Raw genomic sequence first — 17,634 nt, 5'->3', positions numbered from 1 at the left:
GTGCCATAGTCTCCTTGCGATTAATACCTGGAATTAATAATCAGCGCTTAGCCGCTGTCGAAATATTAATTAATACTCCTTATATTTCTGATTTGATTGAAAAAGGTAAAGTTGAAGAGATCAAGGAGGTTATGGCACGAAGTAATGAACAAGGAATGCAAACCTTTGATCAGGCATTACTTCGCTTATACAGAGAGGGTAAAATTACAAAAGAAAGTGCTATAAAATTTGCTGATTCTAAAAACAATGTTGGATTACAGATACGACTTAGTGAAGAAAAGAGTTTTGATTCAAATGATGATAATTTAACCATAGAATCAGATGATTTAAATAAGTTTTAGTTCTTAACCATCTAGATCTATTTGACCATTGTGGTAAAATTATGATCTTATTTTTTTCTGTATTCTTATGGCTACACCTTGTAATATTAATCATATCTCTCGTAGAGGGCGTTCAATTTCCGGGCATGAAGTATACCTGGATGCCGCATATTGCCCGCACGGTGAGAAAAACAATCGTGTAAATGTTATTTTCAAAAAAAATAAATACGGAGATCCTCAGTTTTCCCGATTTGAAGTAGCATTTAGTCATTTAGCTCGATTATTTTTGCCATACAATTCAACTCCATGGCAGAAGCTGGTAGTAGATGATTCTAATAAAATTCTTGGATTGGTAATTGAGCATCTTTGCTATGTCATTGAAAAAAATGAAGGTTTGGGAAGAGCTTTTTATTCTTTAAAAAATGCAGCATCGCCTTTTGAATTGAAAAAAAAGAAGGTGAGTTGTGCTGAAAAAATACCGATGTATTTTCTGGATAAATTACCTCATGGCTTTTTTCACTCATTGATAGATGCGGAACAATTAAATTTATTGAGTATTGATTATTCGTCTCTGGCAAATATTTTTACCAGTGCGTACACCCTGGAAGAAGATGATCTGCACAAGGGTAATTTTGGTTTCTATCTCGTAGAGCATGAAGAAAAGCCAAGGGCTGTATTTTTTAAAATTGATAATGATTTAATGTTTGCAGACAGTATTATGTCGTTTTACTCTTCAAGACCGACGCATTGGGGTAATAGTGATGATGCTTTTGATATTTCGGCATATGACTTACTCAATTTTCCCAATATTAAGGATTCCTGTAATTCATATTGGCCCACCAAATACAGTTTTTTCCCCAATCCCTGGAGTTGTAAGGAATATCACAACACTAAAGAAGTTCATGCTTTTTCTCATTTAAAAGATAAGCCTGAATTCAAGAGGGCCAAATGGCTGGCTTTTTACAAACATGTATTAGTCCCAGAAGAGCTGCTTGTTAGAGAATTAAAACAATGCCTTGATGAGAATGATTCTTGTGATAGAGCTCAGATAGCATTAATTGCTGAAGCAACCATTGTTCGCCAGGCACGCTTAAGGACCATGTTATTTTCATTGGATGAGTTTCGCTTGTTTGTTGCTGGTTTAAGTTTTGAGGATAAGTCTTCTTTGGTTGGAGAAATAACGCAGTCTTGTGTTGCTAGTGATAAAGAGCTTTTGAGTTCTCAACTCCAGAGCATTATTGCCCATCAACAAACGCTCTGTGTATCCGAGCATGGAATTAATGACGAAGACACCCCACTTCATATTGCGATTAAGCTGGGGGATTATCGATATGATGAAACTATGCAAAAATACGGCGGTTTCATTAACCAAAAAAGTAAAGGGAAGACTCCATTGGATGTTGCTTTAGCTATGCTGGATTCCAATACAACGGATTTTTCTGATGTGCGCCAAGATCTGCGTTTTACCATGCGACATTTGTTAAGGCATGGTGCCAAACAATCCCCTGAATTTAAGGCATTTAATCGTAACGAACAGGTGGAGCGCTATAACTTTCAAACCTCTTATATGCAAAAAACAGTTGAGGCTAAAACCTATCAGGAATTTAAAGACATTCTCAGGGATATCGGTGAGGATCATCGTTTTTGTTTGAAATATAAAAAGAATTTAGCTACAGAATGTGTCAGTAAGTATGTAAAAGAAAATCGAACGAATCCTGAGTCTAGGAAGAATCTGCTTCAGCTAAAAAAAGACATCGGTGGAGAATCAAGCAGGTCTGAACGGTCTGGTTTGCAATATATTCGGCAATTGAGTAGCAGATTTTGGATTATTAGACTCATTTACGGTTTATTTGGCTGGACACCGGCTCAAGGGGAAATTAATAATATTATTGACAGGGAGTTGGAAAAACTCAGACCACCAGAAGTCGATTGGTTTAGTTTCTTTAATTATAATACGCCACCTGACCCTCAAGATGCTCTCTCGTCTACTCTTAAATTGAACTGAGCCTTGTGCGTAAGCTTAACGGTTAATAAAACCGAAGTTGATTTTTGTTATCATTGTTTCATTGCTACGTAGTAAGCATGCCTGAAAAGAAACGCTTACCACGTGAGCGTTGATGGATTTTTATTAAATTAATCCATAGATGATTGCTGATATTGAAATAAGACCCATGACGGTAATAAATACATTACTGATTTGATTGCCGTATTTTTTCATTGCAGGTACTTTGGCAATGGCATACATGGGCATAATAAACAATAAAACGGCAATAACTGGCCCACCTAAGGTTTCAATCATTTTCAGAATGTTAGGATTGATGGTCGCAACAATCCAGCAAGTAATAATCATAAATACTTCAATTACCCGTTGCAAATTGCTTTTGCTGATTGTTTTTCCTGATGATTGCAGCGCTTTTACAATAATTCCGCTTAAACCTTCTTTGGCACCTAAATAATGCCCAAGAAATGATTTAGAGATAGCGATGAATGCAATAATTGGGGCAATGTAGGCAATCAGTGGGGTATCAAAATGATTGGCGAGATAAGATAAAATGGAGATGTTTTGTTGTTTGGCCTGCATTAGATCCTGCGGTGATAAGCTAAAAACACAGCTAAACACAAAAAACATTACTGAAAGTACCATTAATACATGGCTGTACTTCATAATTAAAGAACTGCGTTTGTCTGCCTGATTACCATGCTGTTGCTTCTGGCTCACAGCAAAAGAGGAAATAATAGGGGAGTGGTTAAAAGAAAAGACCATGACTGGAATAATCAACCATAAGGTCATTAATAATCCATGGCCTCCATTTGCCTGTAAGGAGTTACTTTGCTCTAAAATCGCGCTATTCCAATGTGGAATTAAATACAATGACAGCAGTAATAAGATAGTGGCAAAAGGATAAACTAATAAAGACATTGATTTTACTATAATTTCCTGGCCAAAACGCACTATTGCCATTAGAGCCAATATTAAAACCACGGCTAAAAGAGCTCGTGGGGGCGCATTGAGCCCCAATTGGTTCACAATAAAGCTCTCAGTCGTGTTTGTTATTGCTACACTGTACATTAAGAGGATGGGGTAAATAGCAAAGAAATATAAGGCAGTTAACATTCGACCTGCAAAAGAACCAAAATGTTCTTCTACCACCTCAGTAATGTCGTTATTAGGTTTTGAGCTTGATAAAACAAATCGGCATAAGGCACGATGAGAATAGTAGGTCATCGGGAAGGCGAGCAGGGTCATGATTATTAAGGGCACGATCCCATTCAGTCCAGCGTCTATAGGTAGAAAAAGAGTGCCCGCCCCAATGGCTGTCCCATAGAGACTTAACATCCATACTGTGTCCTGTTTTCCCCAGGAGGAAGATTTATTGTCTGATACAGGTGAGACTATTGCTGCGGATTCATTTAATGACATGAAAACATCCTCATTTCTTTGCAAGTATTTTAAGAGCCATTTCCCTATAGCTGTACAATAATAACACTAAGGGGGCCAGTATTTCAACAATTTTGGTATAAAGCATATCCAAGTAGTTTAAACAAAGCAAGCAAGGGCTAAGGGAAATATAGTGCAATTATATGAATAAAATAACGAATATTGTTCGAATGAGTTAAAAATCACTCATTCGTCAAGATTTTATTTTCCGATCCTTTTTTCATCACGATGATCGTGATACGGCGATTTTCAGGATTTAACGGATTGGATTTATCTAAAAGTATAGTAGATGAATATCCTGAAACGGTCATTACTTTATCTTCATTCATCCCGGCTTTAACGAGTGCCCTTCGTGCTGCGTTTGCTCTTTGAGCGGATAACTCCCAGTTCGTGTATTCCAGTTCCTCGGGGTTATTATAAGGGCTTGCGTCGGTATGTCCTTGAATGGTTACTTTATTAGGGACTGAATTGAGTAATTTAACAATATTGGCTAGTATGGGTTCAATTTCTGGGCTGATTTTATCTGACCCAACATCAAACATTGGTTTATTCTGATTATCTATAAGTTGAATTCGTAAGCCATCGGATACTACATCCATCCGTAATTGCTTCTTTAGTCCAGCCAGAGAAGGATCTTGCTCTATGCTTAGGTTAATTTCCGATTTTAATTCTTCCATTTTTTTTATTTCAGCCTTATTCGACTCAACAACCTCTTTGCTGGTGGCCTGTTTTTGCGTATAAAGTGGCTGTGTAGTGGCAGATACCTGCCCATCAGTTTGATCCAGATTTGGCCCGCCACCTTTAACATTGATTTGCCTGTTTCCCAGGCTTTCTCCGCCGAAGAGCGCTATTTTCATCGGCTGTTTGAAATATTCTGATATTCCAGCTTTTTGTGCTTTGTTTAGTGAAGAAACCAACCACATCAGTAAGAAAAATGCCATCATAGCGGTAACGAAATCTGCATAGGCAATTTTCCAGGAACCTCCGTGATGCTGGTGCTTGTGCTTTTTTATTTTTCGGATGATGGGGGTGGTTGCCGGTTTATCTTTTTTATCTTTTTTCTCTTTCTTATCACCCAGATCATCACCATCCAGATCGCTTATATCATTTATTTCACTCATGCTCTTCTCTAACTTGGAGTTGGTTCAGCTGCTTCAGCAGAAACAGCGGCGGAAGCGCCGGGTTTTGCATTCTTTATTTCATCATTTAGTTCATTAAACGTTGGTCGTTGAGCAGAGAACAATACTTTTCTCCCGAATTCAACAGCTATAATAGGTGGATTGTTATGTAAACTTGCTAATATGGTGACTTTAATGCATTGAAGCATTAAATGGGTTTGGTTTACTCTTTGTTCCATTGCTGTTGCAATGGGGCCGACAAAGCCGTAGCCCAGTAAGATACCCAAGAACGTTCCTACTAGCGCATGTGCAATTAATACCCCTAGTTCTGATGGTGGCAAACTAATCGACTCCATGGTGTGTACCACTCCGAGAACCGCAGCAACAATACCAAAGGCAGGCATCCCATCTGCAAGTTTGGTGATTGCATTCGCCGGGATCATTTCTTCTTCATGATGCGAATCAATTTCCATATCCATTAAGGCTTCAAGCTGGAAGGGCTGCATGTTGGAGGTAATGATTAATCTGAGATAGTCGCAGATAAATTCAATTACGTGATGATTTTTTAGTAATGCCGGATAATTGCTGAAAATGGGGCTATTTTCAGGGGCATCTATATCCGTTTCCAATGACATCAGCCCTTGTTGCCTTGCTTTATTCAATAGATTGTATAACAGTGACAATAAATCGATAGACGTTGTTTTTGCCGCTTTTTGGCCGCGAAACACACCAGGGAGTGCCTTTAAAACTGCTTTAATAACTGTAAGATTATTTCCCACGATAAAGGACCCTATAGCTGCCCCACCGATAATCAGCAATTCAAGGGGTTGAAAAATGGCAGCCAGATGTCCTCCTGATAGAGAAAAACCACCAAATACACACAATAAAATTACGATATAACCTACAATTATTAGCATCTTTTATCATCCTGAAGCAGTTGTTTGTTATTTGTCCATATAGTCATGAATGACTGTTCCATAGGGCAAGGTCAAATCGGACAATATGTGAACAGCACTCACTATACGGTGAACAGGCAAGCTCGCCACCGGAGCCAAAGCATGGTGTGCCAATTCAATCTGAGCGGGTCCTTGCCAGGCACCTTTCACTGAAATATCCGCCAGATGATATTCAACCAGCTCACACATCCGTGTTGTACCGTCGACATGTGGGATAATTTTCAGTAAATAATTTGGCGCTGCCATTGATTCTGCTACTTGTTTGGCATCAAGTGTTTCATATTTGTATCCCATAGTGGCTGTAGCAATACGACATGGGCCATATTCCAGAGTACCGAGCAGTGTTTCATTTACTACTTCAAGTCTGGGTTGAGCAAGTTTTTTGGGAAATCCCCAAATTTCTCGCCCTCCAGCAATTGGAGGCTGATCATCTAAGTACATAGCATGAGTATAGCCACCTTGTTTGCCTTTATAGCGTACGGGAATGACTTGTCCCGATTCGGTGTAATCGCCAAAGCCCGTTGAATCAGGCATGCGAATGAATTCAAATTTGACTAAAGGTTCTGTTACTTCCAGTGGAGCTGGAACAAACTCTTGCAGCAGTTCTATATCCGTTTCATAAGTAATAATAAAATACTCTCTATTTATAAAACGGTAGGGGCCACGGGGATAGGATGGGCTGGCAATGGGCATGGCAAAAGCTTTTTTTAGTACCTCTGCTTCATTCATTTTAAAACCTCCTTTAGTTTTTTGCTTTTCGACATGTCATATAATTTAATACCTTCGGTGATAGGAATATGTTTTAACCACGGTGATTGTTTCATTGCATGTATGCCATCCTGATACCCATGTGCTGCTCGTTCATGGATGGATTTACGTGAAAACTCATAGTCTTTTGAAGACAATTCCGTTTCATCATGAGTATATAAGAATCGCACTATAGAAATAGTAGATTCATGTCCTCTTGAAATGCATAATTTTATTTTGGGATCTGATTTTTTTTCTTTTGGCACATGTTGGGCTAACACATGAATGCTGTTTTTTAACTCTTGAATTTGCTTGTACAACTCCACCATTTTTGCAAAGCGACTGGAAAACTCTATATCTTTTTTTCGTTTAATGATTTCGTCAAGAGTGGTCGGGTTTAACCCATAGGAATCAAATAAATGCACCATAAAACACAGTAAATTCTTATTGTCCTGATGATTCAATACATAATTTATTGGGGTGTTGCTGGAAATACCCCCATCCCAATAAAACTTGCCATTGATTTCAATTGCAGGGAAACCTGGAGGTAATGCGCCGCTGGCCATAATGTGTTCGGGACCAATTTTTTGTTTAAAACTATCAAAATAGGTCATTTGTCCCGAGCTGATTTCAACTGCCCCCACACTTAATCGAACTATTTTATTATTGTTTATTCGATCAAAATCAATAAAGCGTTCCAGGTTATCGCGCAGGGGGGCTGTATCGTAATAGCTGATGTTATCTGGACGATTATGACAGCTTAGAAATGGTGGAGTCACACGCGGGGTAAAAAAGCCAGGCTGACCCAGCCACAGGGCAGCATGGGAGGATAAAAGATGATGGGCTTTCCTACTGAAGGGATCATCAGAAAAGAGTGAATCAATATCAACAATACACTCAGGGGTTGCAATAGAATCCCAAAATTGCATTATTTTTTCAACACGTATTTTTTCCGGATTTCCCGCAGCGATTGCGGCATTAATTGCCCCAATCGAGGTTCCAACATACCAATCAGGATAATATCCTGCTTCGTCCAAAGCACGCAAAACTCCAGCTTGATAAGCTCCTAAAGCACCACCTCCCTGGAAGGTACAGACAATACTTTTATATTGAGCTCGAGTTTTATGACTTTTGGTGTTTGCCATGTCTTACTCCATGAACCATCCATGACTGACTACCAGTGATTGGCCCGTCAGTGCGTTGGATTCAAATGATGCGAAAAACAATGCGGTCTGTGCTACATCATCTGTGGTAGTAAATTCACCATCCACGGTATCTTTAAGCATTACTTTTTTTATTACATCCTCTTCACTGATTCCTAGTTCTTTGGCCTGTTCCGGGATTTGTTTATCTACTAAAGGAGTGCGTACAAAACCTGGACAGATAACATTGGCTCTCACATTATGAGCAGCACCTTCTTTTGCCACTACTTTACATAACCCGAGCAATCCATGCTTGGCAGTAACATAGGGAGCTTTGAGAAGAGAGGCTTCTTTTGAGTGGACTGAGCCCATATAGATAACACTTCCGCCTTTACCTGAGCTGTACATGTGTTTTAGAGCTGCGCGAGTGGTTAAGAACGCACCGTCCAAATGGATAGCTATTAATCTTTTCCAATCAGCAAAGGCCAACTTGTCTACTGACTCGATAATCTGAATTCCTGCATTGCTTACCAGAACATCAATTCCGCCAAAATGTTCTGCAACAGCATCAATGCCTTCATTAACTTGTTGTTCATCGATAACGTTCATTGCTACGGCCATGGCTTGGCCGCCCATTGCATTGATTTCCTCTGCTGCAAGATTTGCTTGAGAGAGATTGAGATCTGCTATAGCGATTTTTGCTCCTTCCCGGGCATAAACGAGGGCTATTTCTTTACCAATTCCACTGGCAGCACCCGTAATGATCGCTACTTTATTTTTGAGTTTCATGATTACATTCCTTGTAATTTTTTTTCTATCTGGAGAGTATAGCAATGTAATTTTTATATTGCTGTATGATTTTGCAAGAATATTTTTGATTAGGGTCAACAAAATTTTTCGTATAAGTAAGAATAATCACCTTTCAGCCTTTCCTCTCTCAAGGAGGAAACAGGGCTGGAAGGTAAAGTTAAAACTACGTAAGATGATTTATTTATTTCTCAGGTTCTAGGTTCTGCACAGCAGAACTATCAGCCTTAGTAATAGTAGGGGCGCCCATAGTAATAATATTCACGCCGGTCTTGTTCTCGACCAACTGAATTACCTATTAATGCACCTGCTCCAGCACCTATTGCTGTCCCCAACCCTGAGCCGCCAGAGACAGCATATCCTAATCCAGCCCCCAGAGCAGCACCTCCTGCTGTACCAACCTGAGCATTGGTGCAACTGATAAGCATTAGGCTTGATGCTCCTAACAGAACCAACGTCGCTATTGTTTTTTTCATGGTTGACATCCTCTTATGATTTGTCCTTCATTTGAAGGATAGTACAAAATGTGGAAAACATGTAGAAAATAATGCCATTTAGTTTGTTTGATAAAACTATAAGACTTTAGAAATATTTTGGTCAATCTGTTAATTTTTAGCGTTGCAGAGTTGACCTCGTCAAGATGAAGGAGAAATGCAATCCCCAATCCCGACTTATAATAAGCAATGCAGGTTTTACGCAAGTCAGATATATAAATTTACTCTGACCCCGGTTTTCCAGTACTATAAGGGTCACGAATAATAAGAATATAGAGGGAACCATGTTTAGAGGAAGTATTGTAGCTTTGGTAACTCCCATGAAGGATGACAAAGTCGATGTGCATCATCTTCGGGAACTGGTTGAATTTCATATTGAAATGGGGACTCATGGCCTGGTTGCCGCAGGAACTACTGGCGAATCAGGGACCTTATCTCATGATGAAAAATTGTTGGTCATTAAAACAGTCATAGAGCAAGCGAAAGAACGAGTCCCTGTCATTGCCGGGACCGCGATGAACGCAACCAGGGAATGCATTGAGCTGACGCAGCAGGCGATGGAGTGTGGGGCTCATGCTGCACTCATTATGACTCCCGCTTATATTAAACCTACTCAGGAAGGATTGTTTCAGCATTACAGTAGTATTGCTCATGCAGTACCCATGCCTATTATTTTATATAATGTACCAGGAAGAACAGCCTGTGATATGTTGCCTGAAACAGTTGCGCGATTATCAAAAATTTCTAACATTGTGGGAATTAAAGAAGCCACAGGCCAAATGACTCGTTTGCAGCAAATTCTACGTCTGTCTGAAGGGCGTATTGACGTGTACAGTGGTGATGATGTGACTGCTGCACAATGGATGTTAGCTGGGGCTAAAGGCGTTATTTCGGTCACTGCCAATGCTGCTGCTAAATTAATGGCTAAATTATGTGATTTGGCTATGGATGGAGATCATGCTGCCTGTTTGCGCCTGCATGAACAGTTAATGCCGTTGCATGAGCTGATGTTTGTGGAAACTAATCCGATTCCGGTGAAATGGGCAATGAGTAAAATGGGTTTAATGAGTGGCGAAATAAGACTGCCACTTACCGCGCTATCAGAAACTCATCATCAGGCATTAGAAAACGTATTAAAAAGTTTAGAGTTGATTTAATTGGGGAATGTTGTGAAAAAATTGAGTTTTATCGTTCTTGCTGCACTGGCGCTATCTGCCTGTAATTCTCGTTATACCAGTAATGGTGAGAATGTATATTTACACAGTCGTAATGGGGTACAAATTGTAGTACCACCTCCATTGACTAATGCGAATATCAGTAATTTTTATAATTTACCCCCACAGAACCAGGATGCGCGAGTGAGTATTGCGCCACCAGGTGATGTGATTATAACTTCATAAGGGTTTAAGTATGACACCATCAGAATCAGGAGAGTTGCTCATTATACAGGAGCTATCCAAGCGTATTGTGGAAGCGCAACGCAAAATCAGGATTCTGGATAGTATTAAATGGGATGAAACGGTAAAACAGGAGTTTTTTAAATCCAAAGCCCAAAAACTCCCTGTTGTTGATAAAGAGTATTACGATAAAAAGCCACTGCCTTTTGATGTCGGAGAAAAGCAAGAGGAGTTCAGGCTTATATTGCGTGATGCTCAAAATCAATTAGGTCAATATTCGACTCTTACTCGGTTAATCAGACGTCAATGCGAAGAGTACAGCCGTGCAACGCACATGTTGGCTGTAAGAGGTACCCCATCATTTAGTGAGATCGCGATGGAACTGTATGGCAGTCCGGATGATGTCTTCTATGCCGGGGGACCAAGAATGTGTCAGATGGGGACTTTGTTATTTGATGTCTTGACCGATCTGAATGTGCAACTGCAGTCGGACGCTGATTTGAAACGTTATACTCCTCAGCAAGCGCAGGAGATTTTACAGGCACGCTTGGGGAGTTTTTTTACCAAACATCCAGGCAAAGTTACGGTAATGGTCAGTGATGATATGGTTGCTGATGCTGCTGCTGGTGCTGATAACATCAAATTGAGCCAACAGGCCATGTTCAGCGACCGGGATTTGCGTTATTTGGAAGTTCATGAAGGTTGGGTTCATGTTGGCACAACGTTGAATGGGGCAATGCAGCCTAATTGCTTTTTTCTGTCCAAGGGCTCTCCATCCAGTAGTGTAATCCAGGAAGGCCTGGCTGTAATCACTGAGGTTGTTACCTTTTCTTCCTATCCTGCCCGTTTATTGAAAATAACCAATCGGGTAATTGCTCTGGATAAAGTAACAAACGGCGCTGATTTTTTAGATATTTATCGCTATTTTATCGATTGTGGGTTAGCAGAAGAAGACAGTTACAATCAAACGGTTCGTATCTTCAGAGGCAGCACTCCCACAGGTGGGCCTTTTACTAAAGATTTGTCTTATGCTAAAGGCTTCGTTTTAATCTATAACTATATTCGTTTTGCGATTAGCCAAAAACGAGTAGATTCTATCCCCTTACTGTTTACTGGGAAGCTGATTTTGGATGATTTACCTTTATTAGGTGAGTTAAAAGAGCGAGGCATACTAACTAACCCTGTTTATTTACCACCTCCTTTTCAGGATTTGGCGGCATTAAGCGCTTGGATGAGTTTTTCTCTTTATCTGAATCAGTTTGACCTCAATGAAATACAGAGGAATTTTCGATTTTTGTTGAGCTAATGCTTTAAAATCCCTACATTTTCTGCACAAGGCATGGGATGTAGGGGGATAGGGCCTTTCAGCCAAGTATGATAAAGTCAGAGGGCAGTTCTTCAATAAAATGCTTGTATACTTGCTCCCAAAATGGCTGGTATAGCGTATAAAATAGCGGATGTTCTTCCTCTATAGGAAAACAGGGGCCATGATTCACCTCCAATAACCAAATTTTTTCATCAAAAGCGTCTACCATAAAATCGAACCCAAAACAGGAAAAACGAGGCACGTTATCGTTCCAAAGAGTTGTAAATTGTTTTTTTAAAGTCATTACCATGAGTTTGCATAGAGCAATAATTTTCTCTTTATGGGGTTGATAAATTTTCATTTCATTGGATAAACGTTGAACTACATTAATCCGTTGCTCATCAAGATGTTCATTGGTTAAATGAGCGGCTAACAGATCATAGTTTCCATATGAGTAAGGCTTTAAGGCGATATTCAAATAGCCATTGGGAAAGAGAACTGAGTCTGTGTGAGTAGATAAAACAACCAATTGACGTATAGAAAATTTATGGCCTGCTATGGGGCCTGTAATTAATTGTGGTTTATCAATATAACGTTGCAGCACTTGAGGTCCTCCCATTCGATGAGGAGAGCTAAAATGTGCTTTAATGGCATTTAAATCAGAAAATATGTGAATATGTTGCCCATTGTTTAACATGGAAGGCTTTAATATCCATGGTGTATCGATAGAGAATGATGCTTCAAGCGTTTCCAGTACAGCAGGCCAAATATTGTCGTCAATAAAGAAGGTTTCTGGCATTAAATGAGCTAATTGGTTCGTTTGTAAAAAAGAAGCAAGCAGATGTTTATATTCTAATGTATTGCTGATTATCGGGGAGAATTCCAGCCATGATTCATTGAATAATGTATCTGTTGCTGAATTGCTTGATTGCCATCCGTGTTCTTTTAAGATCCGCACCAAGTTAAAATGTGTTGGTGACTTATTTTCTTGTAAATGAAATTTTTTCATTGTTAATTAGTTGAAGCAATCATAGTGCAGTAAGATACAGTTAAATACGATGCGGGAGTAGTACGTCTATCATCTGTATTCTTGTTATCTAGCATAATCATAAACAGGTTAAATAAGCAACTATTGGGGGCTATTGATTTTCTCATGCATCTCCTAATGAGTCTGCATTTGCCCCAGCTGGAAAGGATAATCATGTCTGCAACGAGCAAATGCTTCTCCTATTTTTGCGGGATTAGGATAGAAGGCATAATGAATTGCATTATAATTGCAGCAGGGAACGGAGCTTATAAAGCAACCGCGCTTTGCGTTCCATACGAATCCTGTTTCGGTGGGTTCTAAGGTTCTGCCATCGAAACACACATAGCGAGGCTGTGAGGGTTTTTCACCCTGAATGCAGCCCTGAGCATAAGCAAAGTTGGCTAGAATCATTCCTGCCAGTATTATTTTTATTGTCATCCAATTGCCCTTAAACTTGCTATACTTCTACTAATAAAGTTAGCGTTAAGTTTTGATCTATTCAAGCCAGATGAAATAAATAGATACAAAATTTAAGGTTAATTTAATAATTTACGCTTAAAATGAATAAATAAAAATTCTCGGAGTATATCTATGCCAAAGAATCAGGCGCTTAAAGCTGCACTTGCTAACAAAGATATATTGATGACAGTGGATCCTGCGGTTCGTGAAAAGGCTTTAGATGATTTGCTAAAAGCTGATTCTAAAGATACATCTCAAGTCAGGCTAGCAATTATTACTAACAAGGCTTTTTGGGAATTATTTCCTGATTTAACAGTAACTGATGGCGATGATTTTTATACTGATAGCAGGAAGCTTCTTTCTCCAAGCGGAGTGCTTGGTCTGCGTCAGGCGGCAGCTGAACAACGGGTATTATTAGGATTAAAAGATGTTAAGGATGACGTTTTGATTAACATCCTCTCTAATAATCAGGATGAATGTCGGGCTTACCTGGCTTCAAAACCTGAATTGGGTACTCTTCAGGGATCGCATGGCTGGAGAGCGGATGAAGTACCTGATCCTTCAATACAGCCTCCACCTCCACCCAGTAATAAAACAACCAATATTTTATCTAATGCTGCCGTTGATGAAATCCAAATGCAATCCAGAGATCTTTTATTATCCAGATTAATAGAGAATAACGAAAATAAGGCTTTTTTAGTTCAGCTACTTACTGCAACTGATAAACCTATTCTGGAAGCTGCGGCAAATAATTTAGGTTATCCTCAAGAGCTAAACGATAAAATAACTCACCCATTGAGCGATGAAGTAAAAACGACCTTAAAGCAACGCATGACCGTGTTGAAACAGACGGAAGGTAAAGCGGCATTTACAACTCATGTCGAGTCACTTACTTCAGATATTTTATTGAAAAAAAATTCATTACTGGAGGAGAATGCGCAAGATTTTTATGACGGATTACCTCCTAACGTAAAAATGTATATGGACATACAACAGGTAGATTGGGCTAAGGGTGTTCTCGGCGCTCGTTATTTACAAGCGCATTTAGCACATACCGAAGAAAACGTACTTCCTGCTCTTAATGCCACTAATGAGAATGATTTTAAAGTAAAATTAAAAGCAATGGCAGGTGTAGGTGATCATCCGTATGTTGATCACGCAGTCATCGGTAATCTTGCAGCAATGAAAAAAGCGCTGTTACAAAGCCATATTAGCAATCAGATAAATGGCCTTGATGCACTGAATAACCTGGATAAAGCAGCAGATCTAGATCAATTTAGACGGGTGCTTACTACGGCTGGAGTTACTTCTGTTGATTGGATTAATGAATCAGATTTAAAAGAGATGAAACAATGGGTTCGTTCTCATTTATTTGAATGTCAGCTTAATTTGATATCCCAGTTGGGTGCTAAACCACATACGCAATTGGCCAAAGTGTTCGCCAATTTACCTGTAGAGAAACAACGAAGCCTGCTAGCAGATCCAATTCATCATTATCATGTGCTCAATGCAACAGACGTTAATTCACTGCAGACTTATTTAGGAAAAGGTACTCCAGGGCTGGATACGGTCGTGGCGGAAAATAAAAGCCTGGCTGTTTTTCAACAAATTCAAAATGCAACAGTGGCGAAAATTTTAGTTAATTTTAAACCTGCAATCAATTTAGCTCCTGCGCGGATAAAAGAGATTAACAAAGAGTTACGTGAATCTGCTATGGCCATGGCCGCTACTGATCTTAAAGATCCTGCCAATTATAAAGCATTAATTGATAAAATCAGACCACACTGTGGGCCTGTAGATGCAGGACTTTTTTATGAAGCTTTTGGTTTGAATAATAATGGGCTGGCGTTTAAAGCCGATACATCGCTCAGAGATGGAATTATAAAACAAAATACTCATAATCTGGCTTTATTGCCTGCATTTATCTTGCTTCCTGATAACGACCCAAATAAAAAATTATTGGGCGTCTTTCTAACGCTGAACAAAGAGAGTGCTCTGGATCCTCAAGCTATAAAAGATAAGTTTAAAACAGCGAAAACATATAAGGAGTTTATTGAGGGAGTTGCTCCAACTACAGCGTTGCGGGCCAGATTCATTGCTCAATTATCCTCTCAATTATCCAGTACAATGTTTTATGATTTAAAAGTCAACGCTATTAATAGGAAAGTGCTGAGTAACTCTTCCCGAGTAGTAAATGAAGGGATAACCGCTATTCATCAAGAAATTGATGCAGTACAAAAAAGTCGTGAAGTATCAACCGACAGCAAGAAGCACTTTAAGTTTATAGACAAAATTGAACCCAATTACTTATATAATCCTACATTTAGAGGTGAGGCACGCCTTAAAGCTGTGGAAATGAAGGATAAATATCAATCCCTGTCAGATGATTGTGACGCTATTGTGGAACAATTAAAGCGGAATCAGAGCAAATTGGAGAATTTTTTCAATTTGCGTGGTTCTTTAGATCCCGGCTTGTCTCAAGCGGATAAAGATAAATTAACCGAAGTAAACGAAAAATTAGTTGAGGAATTGGCCGCAATTAAATCTGATTTACGATTTTATGAAAGAATACAAAATAAATTATCTGGTACTAATGGTATTCTCTCTGCAATCAATGATGCTGCGGATAATAAAAAGGCCTATGTATTTCACGCCGAAGGAGTGACTCGTAAATTTGTTACCCGAGAAGGACTTGCTGAGTTAAGCTACACATCTTCTGCTCCTACGACTATTCCAGGTAGTGCTATAGCTACAGAGGTGGATGAAAGTGCCAGTAATCAACAATTTAAGCTGTCAGGACATGTTGTACCTGAGGGACAAATTGAGGCTGTAGACGTAGTGCGTACGGACTATAAAGACGATGGAGTCACTAAATCCTATGAGACTGTTGGCCGCTACACTATTGATCGCTCGCCTCCTACTCCAGTTACTGTGGAAGGGGAGAAGATAAATAAAACTCCAGGTGCGAAAGTTGAAGTTCGCGAGTTTCCCAAGCAAACTATTCCTGTTCCAGCAGCCAACTCACCAGCAGATGCAAAGCTGAGGCAAGAGCGAATTAAATTCGCTTTGACTGTTGCTGCCGAAGCACTAGCACTCCTGGACGGGCCGCCAACCAAAGAAAAACCATTATGTTTATACGGATCAAATGAAGAAGAAATGCGTCATTTATGGACTGCTTTAATTATTCTCGGTGAAAAAAATCCTCATTTGAAATTTAGCGAAGAGGCAATCAAACTGGACCGATTTGGTGATAATCAGTTTGATCCTGCTAAGGAAAGAAAATCGTCAATTTTTGGATTTAAACGAGACTTTCATAATCTGTCGTTATATTACGAAATGAATAGTCTTGCGCATCAATCCGAAGTGGATAGAAAAAGTGCCGTCGTAAATGAAATGAGTAAGGCGAAAATGGGTCAGTTTGAGCAAAGGAGTAAGGTCGATCCGCAAGCCATGGAAGCCGCAGCTGCGCTTAAAAAGAATAATAAGGAACTTCGGAAACAAGTCAATGAAACTAAAGATGCTGAAGAGCCAGTAGTAAGGAATACAGGACCAAATAATGCATGATAGGATTAAGAATAACAAAAAAGGAGTATTTTAATTGAACTCTAAACAATTGGCTATTGGTGTATTTGATTCGGGCATGGGGGGATTGACCGTTTTAAAAGCGTTACGAGCCAATTTACCACAAGAATCGTTTATTTATTTAGGTGACACAGCCAGACTTCCTTATGGTACCAAGAGTCCTGATACGGTGAAGCAATACGCCATGCAAATGGCGAGAATTTTAGTGGAACGACGTATTAAAGCCCTGGTTGTTGCCTGTAATACTGCAACCACAGCTGCTTTGCCTCATTTGCAAAGCATGCTGACAGACATCCCTGTACTCGGTGTGGTGGCTCCAGGAGCGGCTGCTGCGGTAGCCGCAACCAAAAACAATCGTATTGTTGTTTTGGCAACTGAAACTACTATTGCTTCTAAGGCTTATCAGCAGCTGATTGTAAAAAATCTTCCCGAGGCTGTAATTAATACACGAGCCTGCAGTGTATTGGTTGCCTTGGCCGAAGAGGGGATGGTCGATAATTTGGTCGCTCGGGAAGCCTTAAAACATTATCTGGATGATTTTTCCGATGAAGATGCAGTGCTTTTAGGCTGCACCCATTTTCCTGTCTTTAAGCCTCTGTTATCCAGGATCTTACCTGAAGGTGTTGCCATCGTAGACTCAGCTCAAGCAACTGCTTTGTCATTACATGAATTATTGCGACATAAGGATTTGCTGAATGATGAGTTAACTCGTTCACCTAAAGCCAATTATTTGGTAACTGATTCGGTTAATCGCTTTCAGAAAGTCGGTGAAATATTTCTTGGTGAGCAATTATTTATTGAAGACATCGAGTTGGTTGACGCCAGGAGTTGATGATGCGC

16 protein-coding genes and 1 pseudogene are annotated in these 17,634 nt (G+C 39.6%); 7 read left to right on the top strand and 10 right to left on the bottom strand.

Annotated features, from left to right (window positions below; translation table 11 throughout):
* Together Q0495_RS10295 and ankK are read left to right on the top strand one after the other, a co-directional pair.
* Window positions 1-341: pseudogene (locus Q0495_RS10295) on the top strand (type IV pili twitching motility protein PilT); the annotation flags it as partial.
* A gap of 67 nt (window positions 342-408) precedes the next feature.
* A complete protein-coding gene (gene ankK / locus Q0495_RS10290) occupies window positions 409-2,325 on the top strand; it encodes a Dot/Icm T4SS effector AnkK/LegA5 (protein WP_298625761.1) in 1,917 nt (638 codons plus the stop codon).
* 123 nt (window positions 2,326-2,448) lie between these two features.
* Here the strand turns inward: ankK and Q0495_RS10285 are convergent, their stop codons facing one another.
* The 7 genes from Q0495_RS10285 to Q0495_RS10255 all read right to left on the bottom strand — a co-directional run bounded on the left by Q0495_RS10285 (window position 2,449) and on the right by Q0495_RS10255 (window position 9,005).
* A complete protein-coding gene (locus Q0495_RS10285; RefSeq protein WP_298625760.1) occupies window positions 2,449-3,741 on the bottom strand; it encodes a serine/threonine transporter in 1,293 nt (430 codons plus the stop codon).
* Window positions 3,742-3,941: 200 nt separating this feature from the next.
* The gene (motB, locus tag Q0495_RS10280; protein ID WP_298625758.1) at window positions 3,942-4,880 is read right to left on the bottom strand and encodes a flagellar motor protein MotB; all 939 of its coding nucleotides are present in this window, start codon (window positions 4,878-4,880) and stop codon (window positions 3,942-3,944) included.
* 8 nt (window positions 4,881-4,888) lie between these two features.
* Entirely contained in the window at window positions 4,889-5,794 is a 906-nt protein-coding gene (gene motA, locus Q0495_RS10275) for a flagellar motor stator protein MotA (RefSeq protein WP_298625756.1), read from the bottom strand.
* 27 nt (window positions 5,795-5,821) lie between these two features.
* Entirely contained in the window at window positions 5,822-6,562 is a 741-nt protein-coding gene (locus tag Q0495_RS10270; protein ID WP_298625753.1) for an acetoacetate decarboxylase, read from the bottom strand.
* Entirely contained in the window at window positions 6,559-7,725 is a 1,167-nt protein-coding gene (locus tag Q0495_RS10265; protein ID WP_298625751.1) for a patatin-like phospholipase family protein, read from the bottom strand. The genes Q0495_RS10270 and Q0495_RS10265 overlap by 4 nt, the downstream gene beginning before the upstream one ends.
* A gap of 3 nt (window positions 7,726-7,728) precedes the next feature.
* Complete coding sequence (locus Q0495_RS10260; protein WP_298625749.1) at window positions 7,729-8,511, bottom strand: 3-hydroxybutyrate dehydrogenase; 783 nt, start codon at window positions 8,509-8,511, stop codon at window positions 7,729-7,731.
* Between the two features lie 245 nt (window positions 8,512-8,756).
* The gene (locus Q0495_RS10255) at window positions 8,757-9,005 is read right to left on the bottom strand and encodes a glycine zipper domain-containing protein (protein ID WP_298625747.1); all 249 of its coding nucleotides are present in this window, start codon (window positions 9,003-9,005) and stop codon (window positions 8,757-8,759) included.
* Between the two features lie 302 nt (window positions 9,006-9,307).
* Between Q0495_RS10255 and dapA the strand changes: the two genes are divergently transcribed.
* Genes dapA through Q0495_RS10240 form a run of 3 tightly spaced genes read left to right on the top strand, consistent with a single transcriptional unit; the run spans window position 9,308 to window position 11,726 of the window.
* Window positions 9,308-10,180, top strand: coding sequence for a 4-hydroxy-tetrahydrodipicolinate synthase (gene dapA / locus Q0495_RS10250; protein ID WP_298625744.1), 873 nt, complete (start codon window positions 9,308-9,310; stop codon window positions 10,178-10,180).
* Between the two features lie 12 nt (window positions 10,181-10,192).
* Window positions 10,193-10,423 carry a hypothetical protein gene (locus Q0495_RS10245; protein ID WP_298625742.1) on the top strand — a complete coding sequence of 77 codons (231 nt, stop codon included), beginning with the start codon at window positions 10,193-10,195 and terminating at the stop codon, window positions 10,421-10,423.
* Window positions 10,424-10,433: 10 nt separating this feature from the next.
* Window positions 10,434-11,726: a flavohemoglobin expression-modulating QEGLA motif protein gene (locus tag Q0495_RS10240; protein ID WP_298625740.1), complete on the top strand. Its 1,293-nt coding sequence runs from the start codon at window positions 10,434-10,436 to the stop codon at window positions 11,724-11,726.
* A gap of 58 nt (window positions 11,727-11,784) precedes the next feature.
* Here Q0495_RS10240 and Q0495_RS10235 read toward each other — a convergent pair whose 3' ends face one another.
* The 3 genes from Q0495_RS10235 to Q0495_RS10225 are packed head-to-tail and all read right to left on the bottom strand — an operon-like array spanning window position 11,785 to window position 13,191.
* Window positions 11,785-12,735, bottom strand: coding sequence for a tubulin-tyrosine ligase (locus Q0495_RS10235; protein ID WP_298625737.1), 951 nt, complete (start codon window positions 12,733-12,735; stop codon window positions 11,785-11,787).
* 2 nt (window positions 12,736-12,737) lie between these two features.
* The gene (locus Q0495_RS10230; protein WP_298625736.1) at window positions 12,738-12,881 is read right to left on the bottom strand and encodes a hypothetical protein; all 144 of its coding nucleotides are present in this window, start codon (window positions 12,879-12,881) and stop codon (window positions 12,738-12,740) included.
* Window positions 12,882-12,888: 7 nt separating this feature from the next.
* Complete coding sequence (locus Q0495_RS10225) at window positions 12,889-13,191, bottom strand: hypothetical protein (protein ID WP_298625733.1); 303 nt, start codon at window positions 13,189-13,191, stop codon at window positions 12,889-12,891.
* 153 nt (window positions 13,192-13,344) lie between these two features.
* On the opposite strand from Q0495_RS10225, the gene Q0495_RS10220 reads away from it, so the two are divergent.
* The gene (locus Q0495_RS10220; protein ID WP_298625730.1) at window positions 13,345-16,776 is read left to right on the top strand and encodes a hypothetical protein; all 3,432 of its coding nucleotides are present in this window, start codon (window positions 13,345-13,347) and stop codon (window positions 16,774-16,776) included.
* A 34-nt stretch (window positions 16,777-16,810) separates the two neighbouring features.
* Window positions 16,811-17,626, top strand: a complete 816-nt coding sequence (gene murI / locus Q0495_RS10215; protein ID WP_298625727.1) for a glutamate racemase — start codon at window positions 16,811-16,813, stop codon at window positions 17,624-17,626.
* Window positions 17,627-17,634: the final 8 nt, after the last annotated feature.

The sequence above is a fragment of the uncultured Legionella sp. genome (assembly GCF_937871865.1).
Classification (GTDB): Bacteria; Pseudomonadota; Gammaproteobacteria; order Legionellales; family Legionellaceae; genus Legionella.
This window is presented reverse-complemented; position numbering and strand designations above follow the sequence as displayed.